The sequence below is a fragment of the Frankia sp. KB5 genome (genome assembly GCF_002099325.1).
Classification (GTDB): domain Bacteria; phylum Actinomycetota; class Actinomycetes; order Frankiales; family Frankiaceae; genus Frankia; species Frankia casuarinae.
The window spans coordinates 1-14,540 of the sequence record NZ_MRUJ01000048.1; the positions used below are offsets into that span (position 1 = coordinate 1).

The following is a 14,540-nucleotide window of genomic DNA, read 5'->3' on the forward strand; positions in this document are numbered from 1 at the left end:
TTGAGTGCCGAGCCGACCTCGGTCACGACCTTGTCGACGGGCAGGTTCTGGCTGGCCGCCCAGGTGACGATCCTGGCGACCTGCCGGTCAAGGTCCGGCTTCTGGTCAGCGGACGACACCCGGGCGTACACCACCGCGACGGGGCGCCCGGCCGGCACGGTGGGTTCGTCGACGAGTACCAGCCCACCGACCTTGCGGGCAGGGACCGGGAGCAGGCCGTCGCGGTACCAGCGCCGCGCCGTGGTGTACCCGACGCCGTTCGCGGCGGCCCACTCCTTAAGGTTCACACGAACATCATACGACGCCATCAGACGCCATCGGACGCTGATTCGGCAGCAGCTTTCATCCCCCAGGCTCTGCGCGGTGAAGAACCCGAAGATCGGTACGACGAGGCCGAGCGCGGAGTAGACGCCACAGATCCGGTGCAGCACGCGGACGATCCCGGCAGCACGCTCGTCGCCCGGGGAGGTCAGCGCCAGGCGCGCAGCCGGGGCGAACATGCTGGCGGCCACGGTGACCGGTCCGATCGCGAGGATCGCGGCCAGGACATGCACGCTGAGCAGAAACTTGGTCACGGTATGCCTCTCAGGATCGGCCTAGGATCGGGCGCGGACGGTCTGGATACGGATCCGGTGGCGCCGCGCCCACGCCTCGGCGCTAAGGTCCGGACGGCTCGACGTCCTAGCCGCCACAGACACCATCATCCTTCCGAGACTGGCCGATCCCACCCCACCACTGGCCGCGGACCTGCGCGACGCCCGGCGGTCTACGGCGGCACGCGGCACCCGGACCGAGCGGTCACGCCGGCAGCGCAGATGAGTAGTTCCGGACCGCCGCGTCCACTCGCTCCGCCATCTGGTGGATGATGGTGCCTGCGCGTAACCCGCCTTGTGCCGTGCGTCTTCAGGAGGCTTTCGGTATGCCTTTGCAGGCTGCTATTCGGCTTGATGTTCGGCTTCTCGTACGGATTGACGACCGCATTCTCCTCGCTCGCCCGCCGGGAGAAGCCTGGCATGTCCTTCCGGGCGGTCCGGTGGCGGCGGGAGAGAGCACGGACGACGCTCTCGAACGGCAGGTAGGCCGCCTCGCCGGCCCTCGGACGATCTCCCGGCAGTTCATCGGGGCGGTCGAGCACGACGGAACCATCACCGGCCACTCACCTGAATCCGCAACCGATCACGTGCTCAGTATCATGTTCGCCGGCTTCTGGCCGTCCGACATCCCGACGCCGTCACGCTGGGGGGAGCACACGCTGGTTCCGGTTAACATCAACGTGCTCCTCGCGACACGCCTGCGCCCGCTATCGATGGCCGAGGTGGTACGTCGCTGGCTCGCCGAAGGCTGGCCGCTCTGGCGCGGCCTCGATCCCGCCGTCGGCAACCGGCGGCTGCCCTCCCTGGCCTCACTGCGCGCGCAGCTGTTCGCCCGTCGGGAGGAGCTGCGCAGCCTCACTTTCCGGGACGCCGCCGTGGCGATCTGTGCCCTCGTCACCGCGGCCGATGGTCGCATCGATCCGGCGGAACGCGAGGGACTACTCGGCTTCATCGCCACGGATCCGGTGATGTCCCAGTTTCCCGAACAGGACGTGGAACGGCTCTTCGATGAACATCTGAGCCGTCTCACCGCAGACTTCGCCGCCGGCAAACAGGCCGCGCTGGCCGACATCGCCAAGGTGCGGGGGCGGGTGACGGAAGCCGCCGCCGTGGTGCGCATCGGGCAGGTGATCGGCCTGGTTGACGGCGAGTTCGTCGCCAGCGAGCGGGCCGTGGTGCGGGAGGCCGCCCTCGCCCTCGGCCTGAACACCGCCGAGTTCGCCCTGTGAGGGGCGGGCCGGCGCCGGTTGAACGACGTCGCCGACCCGTCCGCTCATGGCCTCCTCGGCTGGCCTTCCCAGCTGACCTCCTCGGCGCGACGGCACAGAGCGGCCACGTCGGCCCCGGCGGGCAACTCGTACTCCCGAACGTCCAGCACCGGCCGCACCAGCCGGCACCTCATCGTGGCGGCACCGGTGGGGACCGCCGCCGGTCAGCTCTCCTTCTTGATCTCAAACCAAGACAGGATCCTGCCTCCGAACTTCAGGTCACCATCAATCTTGATCTTTCTGGTGAGGAAGAGCTTGGCCCCGCTGGCCTGACCGGAGACCACCCGAACGAAGCGGACACGATCCGTGATAATGGTCAGCGTCTGCTCCCCCGCGGATTCACTCGGGGTCCCGGTGGCGGGCGGTGTCGCCAGAGTGCAGACACCGTCGGCGACCCGCAGCTCGTAGGTGCGCACGGCGCCGCCCGGTCCACCGTTGAGCACGAATCGGACCAGAGCGTTCTCTTCTTGTGCCTGCTCTGGGCGGAAGGTGTCGCGCATCTGCCGGAAGACCTCGTCCAGCACCGCGTCACCGGCCGGCCCACCCAGCAGGTCGGAGACCTCACGCTCCGACATAGCGGGCAGACCGCTGACGAGTTTCGCCGGGTCGGCCGTGGAATCGACGGCAAGATCGGACATAGCCACACTCCTTTGCGTTCGTGTTGGCGTTCGTGGGCGGCAGCCTGTCGGCAGCACGCACGAGCACGCTAGCGAAGACGACACGGCGGCGGTTCCGTGGGCGACGCAACCGGAACATCGCGCGTGACGGCCCAGCCACGGACGGCCCAGCCCACGGAACCGCCGCCCGCCGGCGGGTCACTATCGTGGCCAAGGTGGTCACTCCCACACTTCGACGCGTCGAAATCGACGGGCACCCCGTTCCCCTCGATGAGCCACACCGCCTAGCCCTGCTCCCCCACGGCCACTTCACAGTGCTGCAGGTGCGAGCCGGTCGGGCCCGGGGCCTGCGGTGGCATCTCGCCCGGCTGAATGAGGCGAACCAGGAGCTCTACGGCGAGCCTCTGGACGGCGAGCTGGTTCGCCACCGCATCCGGCAGGCACTGTACGCCACCGAGACGGCCGCCGCCGGCTCCGAGGCCACGGCGACAGCCGCCACCACGCTGGATGCCACGGTCCGGATTGTCGTCACCGAGCAGCCGGACGGCGCAGGGGTGCGCGTCATTGTCGCGATCGGCGAACCGGCAACCATGCCGACCACCCCACAACGGCTGCGGTCAGTGCCGTACCTGCGCCCGTTCGCCCACCTCAAGCATCTCGGGACGTTCGCGCAGATCCAGCACGGCCGGCTCGTCCGCCGTGACGGCTACGACGACGCCCTGTTGACCGCCCCCGGCGGGCTCGTCGCGGAGGGCGCAATGACCAACATCGGTTTCTTCGATGGCAACATGATCGTCTGGCCAGACGCTCCCGCCCTGCGCGGAGTCACCATGACGCTGTTGGAGCAGGCACCGGCGGACGGCGGCCCGCCCAGCGTACGGGCCCCCGTGCGACTGGCGGATCTGGCGGGCCGAGGCCGCCTTCGTCACCAACTCACGCGGGATCGCGCCCGTCCGGCCATCGACGGCCACCTCTTCGCGGGATCCGAATGGCTCATGACGACGCTTACCCGCCGCTACGACGCGGTGCCATGGGATCCGAATGGCTCATGACGACGCTTACCCGCCGCTACGACGCGGTGCCATGGGATCCGATCTGAGCCAGGTCGACGGCGTCCCACATGCCCGGATGCTCCTGCGGAGGCCTGAGGACCGCGTCCACCCCGACCATACGTCCACCCCGGTCTTCGTATTTCCCGAGAGACAATGAATAGCATTTTTCAGAATTATAAAAATATAGCGAGATACCAGAGATACCACGACCTGGCCGCGGCGAGAGCGCCGGAATGGATTTCCGCGCGGCGGGTCGCCGGATACTGTCGGCATGCCCCGCTATTTTTACTTTCTTCCGATGAAATCTGGCTCCGGACCCATCCCGCTGTCCGTGAAGGAACACCGCAACGATGCCGCTTGCCTCAGCCCGGCTCCTGGTAGCGCTCCTGCTGCACGAACAGCACCGCGTCGAGCCCGCGGGTGTRCCTCTCCGTTACCCCTCCCCGCCTCCCGCGGAACGCCATCTCATCGGCGCGGCGACGGCGCTCGCCGCCGGCCGGGCGAAAGGAGCACTGCGGGAGTTGCGGCAGAGCGAACACGACCCGACCGACCCCGATCACATGGCGGCGCACGAGGCGCTCTACCTCGCCGCGCTGGCTCTCGACCTCAACTGGTCCCCTGATGACGTCGGCGTCGTCCGAGCCTGGGCCACGAGGACGTTCGCTCCGCCTCCGGCCGGCTTGGCCAAACCAGCCGGGCCGTCGCGAACCATGACGGACGCCCCGCTGATCGCCTGGACAACGCAGGTCATCTCCCGTCAACGGCACGCGCTGCTCGAACCGACGACCGCGGTCATCTGCGTGCTCGGCGCCGCGATCATCCCCGGCATTCGGGTGGCGCGGGCACAACTGGCCCTGACCGGTCTCCGCGTCGACCACCGCGAAACCGGCCGGAGGCACGAGCCCGGCCCCCATCACATCCCCCATCACATCCCCCATCGCATGTCCTATCGCCTGCCCCATCACGTGGTCGTGCACGGTCACGGCGCCGATCCGCCGCGCGCCGCACGGACCGCCGACCCTGCCGGAACACTCGTAATGCAGGCCCTGGCCACGGCTGATCTCTTCGTCACCCATCTCGACGAGCTTCCGGTGCCACAGGCGGCGGCGTACGCGCGGATCCTGCGGGCGGATCTGCTGTTCCGGGCGAACCAGGAGGCCGAGGCCGGMATGGCGTTGGACGCGGTCGAGGCCGGCGCCGGGTCCGACCACGCGACACTGGCCCATGCGGCGCTGGTGCGCGGCGACTGGGCCGGCTTCCCGGACGGCGGGGCGCAGACGCTCGGCCGTCGGCCCGGCGGGAGCCGGGTCATCCGGTCGCGAACGGCCTATCCGGAACGCGCGGAGGAACTGTGGCAGCGGGCCCTGACCGCCTACGGGCGCGCCGGGTCGGAGGGCGGGCGCGCCGCCGGACTGCTCCGGCTGGCCGGGGCGCCGACGGCGGCAGGCCGGCCGATCCTGCGCAGGGCCCGGATCGACGAGGCGGCCCGGCGCGCCCGGACAGCCGGCAACGAGGCGCTGACCTGGCTGGCGAGAGTGCAGAGCCAGGCCGAGCAGGCGGTTGCCGGAGAACCGTCCGCAGCGGGACTGCGGGCCATGATGACGGCGCTGGCCGACTGGTCCAGGCTGGAGGGAAGCACGAGTTACGGCCGCGGGCTCGGCCGACTGCTGATCGACGCCGGCACCGCTGGTGACCCCGATACCGGCACCGCTGGTGACTCCGACGACGTCGAGGCGGCGGACCGCGAGGATCCCGGCCGGCGGCCGGTCAGGATCGCTGCCCGGGGAAGGGTGGCGGAGTCGACGGCCGGGAACCGCGGCCGTTCAGGGACCGGACGATCTGCCTGACCAGTTCAAGCTCCGCCGCCGCACCGTCCTTCTTGTCGACGAGATCGATGTAGCTGATGCCGCGCAACAGCCCGGCCGGGTCACAGGTCTCGACGCGGATCGGAATCAGCGTGCGCTTCACGCCGTTGGGATCCGCCTRCCAGGCCGCCTGCCAGGCCGCCTGCATCTTCTCCGAGGCCAGGTAGCTCTTCGACAGCACGGCGAGGGTACGCCGGGACTGCGAGATCCCTTCATGCAGCAGACCGATCTCGTGCTCACCGGGCAGCGCGTCGAGGGCCGCCAGATGCACCGAATGACCACGGCCTTCCAACACGCGGGCAATCCAGGAGCCCCAGGCCTCATCGGACGGATCCGCGGAGATGAGGAAGTCCCACTTCCCGTCCGCGACCGGCCCCTGATCGGAGCCGTTCGACGGGGTCCGCACCACCGGAAACGGGCGCCCCGGCAGCGTGATCCACGCGAGGCCCTCGTACTTGCCCGCCACCGACACCTCGACTCGGCGGTACTGMGCCGGGTCGAGATCCCGCAGCCGCCCGGCCACCGTACTGTGGTAGAACTCGGACGACAGGACGAGTGCCAGTTCCGCGTCCCTGTCCTGTTCCAGCAACTGCCGGACGGGGTCCGCGTCGACCAGCCGGGCTGCGACCACCGCCGCGTCGCCGACGAAACCACTGCCGCCGATACCCACCTCGCCTTGGTGCAGGGCCAACCGCAACCGGATTCGGCCGGTCTCGTCACGCCCCCGGTTGTAGGTCCGCAGCGCGATCCGCAGTTCCCGGACGAACTCGGTCGCGAGGACAGCCTTGGGAGCGTCGGCGGCCACGGCCGCAAGAAAGCCGTCGCCGCGATCCTGGCGCAGCCGGATCGACCGGGGAGGCAGGCCGGCGCCTCCGACCGCCTCATCGACGATCCGGCGCAGCCCCTCCCGCCAGCTCGCCTGCGTCGCGATGTCCTGACGGCTGTAGTGCCTGGCATCCAGGCAGAAGACGCTGACATGCCGCGGGACGCCGTCCTCCCACGGGGCGCCCTCGCCACGGGAAACACCGTCCTCCCGGACGGCGTCGGCGAAGATCCGGTTGCCCCGATAGTCCCGATGCGCCTCGGTGAGGATGCGCCTCCGGCCGTCCGGCAACAGGCCGTTCTCCAACAGCGACGCGAGTTCGGACCAGAACTCGAACGACGACTCACCCGGGTAGAACTGCGGATGGTGCCGACGCGCCAGCCCGGCACGTTCCAACAGATGAGTCGCCTTCATCTGGTTGGTAAAAGTGGCGGAAAGCGCCTCGATCTCCGCCTCGGTCAGCCGGTCCGTCACGAGTCCCCCGTAGGCATGCCCGCAGAAATCCGGCGACGCGACGGTAGGTGGTCCGTCAGYCGGCGGATTCGTCCTCGAATTCTAACCCGTCCCTACCCGTTGTATTGGATGGGTTCACCGACCTTCGGTATCGTGCGCGGGACCGAGCCGCGGGGAGCGTCCGGGTCTCGCGACGGGTGATGACACCCGCCTCCGCGGCACCGACGCCACCGGCACCGCTCGCATGGTGACCGTCCAGCACAAGGCGACGCTGTTCCTCGGCCGCGGTCTGCTCGACCTGTCGCATGGCGCGGCGCAGGATCGGCGGAGCCATGACCGACGTGACGATCGCGACCAGAACGATGATCGTGTACGTCTCGGTGGAGAGCACCCCCAGCCGCACGCCGACGCTGGCCACCACGATCTCGATGACTCCCCGCGCGTTCATGCCGGCGCCCAGAGCGAGACCCTCCCAGGGGGTCAGCCGACTGGCCCGGGCCCCCGCGTACACACCGGCAAACTTGCCGAAGACCGCGACCGCGAGCACGATCACCGCCGCGAGCAGAACCCGGGTTTCACTCAGAGCAGTGAGATCGACACGCAGGCCCGCCGTCGCGAAGAAGATGGGCGCAAGCACCGCCATCACCACGATTCGCAACGGGGCGACACTGGCATGATCCACCAGGCCGGACGACCCGAGGACGACCCCGCCCAGGAAGGCGCCGAACACCGCCTCCAGCTCCAACGCCTGCGTCCCGGCCGCCGACGCGAGCACCAGCACGGCCACGAAGGCCACGACCGACCCGCTCCTGGCGCCGGGATCGGCGCCAGCCCCGGCCCCGGCACCACTCGTGGCAATGATCCGTCCCAGCACGGCCCGGACGACGACCCGGCCGATCGTCAACGCGAAGATCCCCACCCCGAGGACGTAAAGCACCGACAACGCCGTGTCGCCCGCCCGGACACCGGTGGTCGCCATCGCGGACACGACCGCCAGCATCAGCCAGCCAACGGCGTCATCGATGACCCCGCCGGCCAGCGCGAGCTGCCCGACCTCCCGATGGGTCAGACGCATCTCCATGAGCGTCTTCGCCATCACCGGGATGGCGCTCACGCACATCGCCACCCCGAGGAACAGCGCGAAGACCGTCCGGTCGCCGTCGGGGCCCAGCAGGGAGGACGGCATCAGCACGCCGGTGACGATCCCGAAACCCAACGGCAGGAGCAACCCACCGAGGCTGATCCGGGCGACGGTGAGACTGCGCCGGCGGATGATCCGCGTATCAATCTCGAACCCGCTGAGCGCGACCAGGAAGAGGACACCGAGCTGTCCCACCGCGTCGAGCAGGTGGAACTGCGCGGCGTCACGCGGAAGAAACCAGTCCGAGAAGGTCGGCCACAGCGTTCCGAGCAACGACGGGCCGAGGAGCACRCCGACGCAGAGCTCACCGACGATGGCAGGCATCCGCAGGCGCACGGCGACACGTCCGAGCAGAATTGCCAGACTGAGCAGCATGGCGAGCTGAAGCAGGAACAGCAACAGGGAATGCGGCGGGATCGAGGGGACGGGCCGAGTGGACGTGAGGGACAATGTCTCTCCTCGGACGTCTCGCCACCATTGACGGCGGCGAGGGCTCCAGGYCGACGTCCGACGACCGGCAGGCGCATCGGCGACAGGCCAGCCGAGAGCCGGAATCACGGATACCGGATACCGGATACCGGATACCTCGTCATCCCCCGTCGCCCCCGTCGCCCGCGCGCCTGCGATTCGGTCGGCTGACGCCGCGGGCACCGGCACTGGTACCGGCGTCCCTCAAGAAGAAACCACAACGGACGCCGGAAAGTCCGCCGTTCGTGTCATCTCCCGCCGCATCCGCCGCCTGACACGGAGCCGTGGAGGGATAATCACGTTTCCGGGCCGGCAACCGTGACCGACCCTCCACACGTCCCTCCGCTCCGCCGGCCTGCGCAGGCTTCACCGGCCTGCGCAGGCGGGGAGAAATCGGCTCAGATGAGGCCGAGCGCGCGGACCGCCTCCCGCTCCTCGGCCAGCTCACGCACCGAGGCGTCGATCTTCTCCCGGGAGAAGGCGTCGAGCTCCAGACCCTGCACGATCTCGAACCGGCCGCCGGACGCGGTGACCGGGAACGAGGAGATGAGCCCCTCGGGCACCCCGTAGGAGCCGTCGGACGGGATCGCCGCCGAGGTCCAGTCGCCCGCCGGGGTGCCGTTGACCCAGGTGAAGATGTGGTCGATGGCCGCGGAGGCGGCCGACGCCGCGGACGAGGCGCCGCGGACCTCAATGATCTCGGCGCCCCGCTTGGCGACCCGCGGGATGAACTCGTCGGCAATCCATGCCTGGTCGCCGACCGCCTCGGCGCCGCTGCGCCCGCCCACCTCGGCGTGGAAGATGTCCGGGTACTGGGTAGCCGAGTGGTTACCCCAGATCGTGATCTTCTTGATCTCGGCGCTGGGCACGCCGAGTTTCTTGGCGAGCTGCGCGATCGCGCGGTTGTGGTCAAGCCGAGTCATCGCGGTGAACCGCTCGGCGGGCACGTCCGGAGCGTGCGTCTGGGCGATGAGCGCATTGGTGTTGGCCGGGTTTCCGACGACGAGGACCCTGATGTCCTCGGCGGCACCACTGTTGATCGCCTCGCCCTGCGGCTTGAAGATCCCGCCGTTGGCGGACAGCAGGTCGCCACGCTCCATGCCCTTGGTCCGCGGGCGTGCGCCGACGAGGAGGGCCACATTAGTGCCCTCGAAGGCCCGCTTGGCGTCGTCGAACACGTCCACCCCCGCCAGTAGCGGGAAGGCGCTGTCCTCGAGCTCCAGCGCCGTGCCCTCCGCCGCCCGCACGGCCTGCGGGATCTCCAACAGACGCAACTTCACCGGCGTGTCCGCACCCAGCAGCTGGCCCGACGCGATGCGGAACAGCAGCGCGTAGCCGATCTGACCGGCAGCGCCGGTTACGGTGACGTTGACGGGCGTTGAGCTCACTGGCTTCTCCTGGTGCAGATCACGGAAGATCGGGGTGCGGCCCGTGTCGTCCTCGTAACGATCCCGAGCCGGCCGGGTAACCGGTCCTGGAGCTGGAACGTCTTCTGCCRCCCCAGCGATGCTAGTCCGAGGCTAGTCCGAAGTTCTTGGTCAGGAGGCACGGGCGGCGCGGACGCGGCTCACATCGCGGCGCCACGATGGGGCACGTGCTACCGGCCGATCTCGGTCCCGCACCGTGGTACGGGCGGGACCAGCGCGAAACGTTTCGCGTCCGCGGTGACCTGAAGGAAGGTGTAGCAACGGTTGATCTGCCCGAAATGGGTGGCGAAGTTGACGGGGACGGGCAGCAACCCGTCCGCGTCATAGCCGCGCACCGCCCGCAGGCCCCTGATGAACGTCTCCCGGCTGGGGCATGGCCCGGCGGCCACCAGACCGCGCAGGAACATGTCCGCCGAGATCCACCCGGACAGGGCCGCCTGCTGGGCCGGCGGGGACACCTGGGGCGCGTACTCCAGCATGGCCTGCAGGAACCGCTGGTGAGCGGGAGTCTCCTGCTCGAACGGCAGGTAGTCGACGAAGCTGTAGACCCCGGCCAGCACTCCGCCGAACAATTGCAGGAGACGCTGGTCGTAGCCGGTGGGCGACAGGATGACCCGCAGATCCGCCCGGGCCGCCCGGGCGCCCAGGACCACCTGGCCGAAGGCGGCGCCGGTGACGGCGCCGACCAGGACGTCCGCGCCGCTGTCGCGCACCTTCCGGCCGATGCCCGGGATGTCGATCGGCCCGGTCGCGTCGATCCGGCCGAGCACCCGCACCCCGGCCGCGGCGAGGCTCAACGCCATCTTGTCGGCGAGGGTCACGGAGGTCGCCGAGAACCCGGACTGGGCGATGATCGCCCGGTGGCCGCCGCGCTCGGCGACGAACTCACCCCAGGTCGTGACGGACGGCCCGTCGAAGATCATATTTGAGTAGCTGAACATGTTGTCGTTATGGGTCCAGGCCGCCTCCAGCGAGGTACCGGTCACCGGTATTCGCCGGCTATTGAGATAACCGGCGGAACCACTGGCCACGGAGGTCGACTCGATGATTCCGAACACCTGGTCGTTCTCCACGAGCCCCCGGGCGGCGGCCTGGTTTCCGGCGGGATTCGAGGCGTCATCCCGCCAGACATAGACCACTTTTCGGCCATACACACCGCCCGCCTTGTCGGCCACCCCGAGCCGGGCGTCCACCCCGGCCCGGAAGGAGCGGAACAGTGACGCCGCGTTTCCGGTGTCCGGATAGAGCAGGCCGAATCTGATCGCGTCCGGAGCGACGCCCGGCGCCGCGCAGGCCGGGGACGCGGTCGGCCCGTCGGTGGAGACCCGGCAGCCGACCGCTCCCAAGCCGATCAGGAGGCTCACGAGCCCGAGCAGCGCGGCCCGGCGGTCCGCACGACGGCGCCGAGGCCGGTGCGGCCCGACTCCCAGAGCCGTGACGCTCCCCACTCCATCAAGCCTGAACCAGAAGAACCACCCTTCGATGCCATTCCGTTGATTTTGTGAGATTCACCGAAGATCGATCGCTCCCGGTTTCAGGATCCGATCCCGCTTCGGGCTCCCCACGCGGTGCCGCGTGGGGAGCGATACCGCGTGGGGGTGGGGCCCGGTCGGCCCGGTCAGTCCGGTCGGCCCGGTCAGAACGCCGCCGCGGCGGCCCGGGCGATGGCCTGGTCAAGGGGGGCGGGACCACCGCTCACCCCGACGGCCCCCACGATCACCCCGTTCCGCCACAGCGGCAGCGCACCGGGCAGACCGGTGACGACCGGTTCCGCCGGCGACGGACGCTCCCGTCCGACGCGGCCGTCACCCGTGGCAGGTGCCTCGCCGCCGGCATGCGCCTCGGCGCCGGCGTGCGCCTCGCCGCCAGTGTGTCCCTCGCCACCGGTATGACTGACCAGATGGGCCGGCGGAGCCCAGGCCCGAGCCGCGCACGCCTTGTCGACGGAGATATCCGCGGTCTCGAGCCGGGCATTGTCCATCCGGACGTGGRCAACCAGAATTCCGGCGTGGTCAACGACAGCAATGTTAACCGGTTGACCGAGGTGAACCGCATATTTCTCCCCGGCGGCGATGATCCGACGGGCGTCCTCGAGCGATACGGTCATCCGCGACTCTCCCCATAAAGCGGCGTTCCGGTGCGCTTGACCATAGGCCCTGGCTGACCGTCAGGTGGTGGAAGGCGCGCCGCGTAACCACCGTCGCGCATGGCACTCCCGAGCGGCGAACGGCAGGATAACGGCAGGATACAGGTGGACACCGGGTATCCCCGGGCCCCCGGCCGGGGAACCGGAGGGTCAGGTCGCGGCGACGAGCGGGAGGACGGCCCGGGGGCAGCGGTGGATCAACCTGCTGGAGAGATAGCCGCCGCCCAGCAGGTCCAGCAGAGCACCGGCGCCCGGATGATCCAGCCGGCCGACCCGGTGCAGGCCGCGCAGACGCAACAGACCGGGCAGGTGCGCCTCGATGGCTCGTTGGTCGGGCCGGGGAGCTCCATCGAGCCAGGTGTCGAACCGCGCGCCGGTCATGATTTCCCACACGACCGTGTCCGCGACGGCACCGGTGCCGTCGGTGACGGTCACCAGATGGGGTACCCGGATCAGATCGGCGAAGCCGCTGAGATCCGGCCGCACCCCGGCGGTGACGACGTTGTCACCGACCTCCGGCTCGCTGCCGGACCCGGGGGGGCCGCCGGGGGCGGGCGTACCGCCTGCTCCCGGCCGTCTCAGGGCATTGCGCAGATGAGAGGCGAACGCCAAGGCCAGCGCGCTGCGACCTGGCGGGCTGGCCTGAGTGTGCAGGACGATGGCGTCGACTCCCGGCGCGCGGAGCCGCTCGGCCGCCGCGCGAACCAGCCAGGCCGGCTCGACCAGGACGAAACCGACCTGCGCGCGCCGCCGCTCCTCGATGGCGTCACAGCCGCGGATGGCGTCACAGCCGCGTCCTGACGGGGTCCGCACCCTCATGGACTCGTGAATCCACTGGCAGGTGATGAGCCCGTCGGCACCGGGAAGTGAGAGGAGCGGCAGATCCTCCGAGCTGAAGATCCGTTCAGGGATCGACGTGGGCATACTGTCTCCGTCTCGCCACGCGCCCGCCCGGTCCGGCCGGGCACCGCCCCCCAGGCCACAATCGGCCGCGGTGCCCACACCGTCCACGACCCGGTGTGGGCTCCCTGCATAGGGAGCCCACACGGCGATGGAACGTACCCGCCTCGTCGAGGCTGCCGGAACCGGGAAGGCCATGACGGGCGCGACTACTGGAGCAGGTTGTCGAAGTCGCCGTCTTTGGCCCCGAGTATCAGAGCCTCGATTTCAGCTCGGGTATACACCAGAGCGGGTCCGTTTGGATGCCGAGAGTTACGGACGGCAACTTCGTCACCCGGAAGCTTCGCCATTTCGACGCAGTTTCCCTGCGAGTTGCTCCGACGACTCTTCTGCCATGTCACGCGCTGYAGTGCCGCGGCGGACATACCGCTGTAGATCTTGGTCATGTCGATCTCCTGAAGCCCCGGGAAGCCATGCCGCCACGGCCCCGACCCACGCCGTCCGCTCGCCATACCACCGACGGGCCAACCACCGACCGCCGGCCGACCGCCAGCCAAACCCACGATGGAACACCCCCCCGGAAGACCGTCCCATCATGCCAGCGTGTGCGGCTGCACGAACTTTGGCTCACGATACAGCACGGTCGGGTGCACGTGCATCAAGCGGGTGACAGATGCCCGGCCCGACGCCTCGCGCCGCCGCGGCCTCCACGCCGAACCAGCCCCGGGGCGGCCCCAGGGAAGCCCAAAGAAAGATCAAGAGAAGATCAAGGGAGCATCGACAGCTTCCGACGAAGGCGCCGAGAATGTTGATATAACTACCAAAAGCACTAAAAATCCCATCACAAGAACCATGCAGGCACCACGAATCTGCGCCCAGTCCGCCCGTGAGGCTCCGCAGAAGGACCATGGACGGGCCTCGACCCCACTAGGCGAAACGTCCGAAAAATCCGAAGAGTGACGAATCCGACCCATGCGCCAGGCACCCGTACAAGGCGGCCGCGGACCGAGCCGGGAGAAAAAGATCCCCGGTCTGGGGCGAGACGCGCGCTCACGACGGGGCACTCCGGCTCCCCGGACGACGGGAGGCCGGCCGCGCGCGACCTGACTGTGCACAAGGTCATAGCCTCGGCGTAGCGAAAACCGTGGCCCTTCCGGTCCACTCGTGGTCCCGGGGCCCGCAACATAGCTGTAAAACAACGGGGGACACCTCGACAGCACTCGACGGAGATCGTGCACCAGAACCAGCGCGGCGGCGAAGAGCGCCGGCGTGAACCCGGAGAGATCCGCGGAGGGACCGGACGGCGGAGGGACCGGACGGCGGAGGGACCGGACGGCGGAGGGACCGGACGGCGGAGGGGAACCCGATGGGGAGAGTGGGGGGAGGAGCGAAGAGGGGTGCAGCCGTGGAGAGTAACACTAGGAAGCACACGATCGCCGTCCGGGGGCCCGAAGTCCTCACGCCCCTGGAATCTGGCACCGTGAGAGTGGAATGTCCGGACATGTCATCGTCCACACCATTGCGCCTGCACCCGACAGCCGGGGGCACCCCTACCCCCCGTTAAACGGAGACCCGTCGTCGGCGCTCCCCGTAAGCGTGTATACAAATAATCCTCACTACGCTAAACACGCGCGTGTCACCCAGACGAGAGAACCAGCCACCCATCCGGAACCAGAAGATCGAGTATCTTACTCTTGCGTTGACCATGGCGAGGGGGCCGACCGTGACGACAGCTCAGCCGGGAAGTGGACCGACCGTACGTCGGATCCTGCTCGGCTCTCAGCTCC

General features: G+C 69.2%; 12 protein-coding genes. 3 read left to right on the forward strand and 9 right to left on the reverse strand.

Annotated features, from left to right (window positions below):
• Positions 1-287 (reverse strand): recombinase family protein (locus KBI5_RS05900; RefSeq protein ID WP_198537530.1); only part of this gene is annotated, 287 nt, incomplete at its 3' end.
• Between the two features lie 632 nt (positions 288-919).
• On the opposite strand from KBI5_RS05900, the gene KBI5_RS05910 reads away from it, so the two are divergent.
• Positions 920-1,822 (forward strand): TerB family tellurite resistance protein, encoded by a 903-nt coding sequence (locus KBI5_RS05910; RefSeq protein WP_011437812.1) that lies wholly within the window; start codon positions 920-922, stop codon positions 1,820-1,822.
• Between the two features lie 203 nt (positions 1,823-2,025).
• Here the strand turns inward: KBI5_RS05910 and KBI5_RS05915 are convergent, their stop codons facing one another.
• Positions 2,026-2,499: an SCP2 sterol-binding domain-containing protein gene (locus tag KBI5_RS05915; protein WP_011437813.1), complete on the reverse strand. Its 474-nt coding sequence runs from the start codon at positions 2,497-2,499 to the stop codon at positions 2,026-2,028.
• 185 nt (positions 2,500-2,684) lie between these two features.
• Between KBI5_RS05915 and KBI5_RS05920 the strand changes: the two genes are divergently transcribed.
• Both KBI5_RS05920 and KBI5_RS27635 read left to right on the forward strand, forming a co-directional pair.
• Positions 2,685-3,530 (forward strand): aminotransferase class IV family protein, encoded by an 846-nt coding sequence (locus KBI5_RS05920; RefSeq protein WP_011437814.1) that lies wholly within the window; start codon positions 2,685-2,687, stop codon positions 3,528-3,530.
• A 350-nt stretch (positions 3,531-3,880) separates the two neighbouring features.
• Positions 3,881-5,377 (forward strand): hypothetical protein, encoded by a 1,497-nt coding sequence (locus KBI5_RS27635; protein ID WP_235186958.1) that lies wholly within the window; start codon positions 3,881-3,883, stop codon positions 5,375-5,377.
• On the opposite strand, the gene KBI5_RS05930 is transcribed toward KBI5_RS27635, so the two are convergent.
• The 7 genes from KBI5_RS05930 to KBI5_RS05960 all read right to left on the reverse strand — a co-directional run bounded on the left by KBI5_RS05930 (position 5,298) and on the right by KBI5_RS05960 (position 13,199).
• Entirely contained in the window at positions 5,298-6,692 is a 1,395-nt protein-coding gene (locus tag KBI5_RS05930) for a toll/interleukin-1 receptor domain-containing protein (protein WP_085014517.1), read from the reverse strand. The genes KBI5_RS27635 and KBI5_RS05930 overlap by 80 nt on opposite strands.
• Positions 6,693-6,747: 55 nt before the next feature.
• A complete protein-coding gene (locus KBI5_RS05935) occupies positions 6,748-8,262 on the reverse strand; it encodes a cation:proton antiporter (RefSeq protein WP_241882683.1) in 1,515 nt (504 codons plus the stop codon).
• 416 nt (positions 8,263-8,678) lie between these two features.
• Positions 8,679-9,668 (reverse strand): malate dehydrogenase, encoded by a 990-nt coding sequence (locus KBI5_RS05940; RefSeq protein ID WP_011437820.1) that lies wholly within the window; start codon positions 9,666-9,668, stop codon positions 8,679-8,681.
• Between the two features lie 209 nt (positions 9,669-9,877).
• Entirely contained in the window at positions 9,878-11,155 is a 1,278-nt protein-coding gene (locus tag KBI5_RS05945) for an ABC transporter substrate-binding protein (RefSeq protein ID WP_011437821.1), read from the reverse strand.
• Between the two features lie 188 nt (positions 11,156-11,343).
• Entirely contained in the window at positions 11,344-11,814 is a 471-nt protein-coding gene (locus KBI5_RS05950; RefSeq protein WP_085014519.1) for a heme-binding protein, read from the reverse strand.
• 189 nt (positions 11,815-12,003) lie between these two features.
• Complete coding sequence (locus tag KBI5_RS05955; RefSeq protein WP_085014520.1) at positions 12,004-12,777, reverse strand: hypothetical protein; 774 nt, start codon at positions 12,775-12,777, stop codon at positions 12,004-12,006.
• Between the two features lie 185 nt (positions 12,778-12,962).
• Complete coding sequence (locus tag KBI5_RS05960; RefSeq protein WP_011437824.1) at positions 12,963-13,199, reverse strand: DUF397 domain-containing protein; 237 nt, start codon at positions 13,197-13,199, stop codon at positions 12,963-12,965.
• Between the last annotated feature and the right edge of the window lie 1,341 nt (positions 13,200-14,540).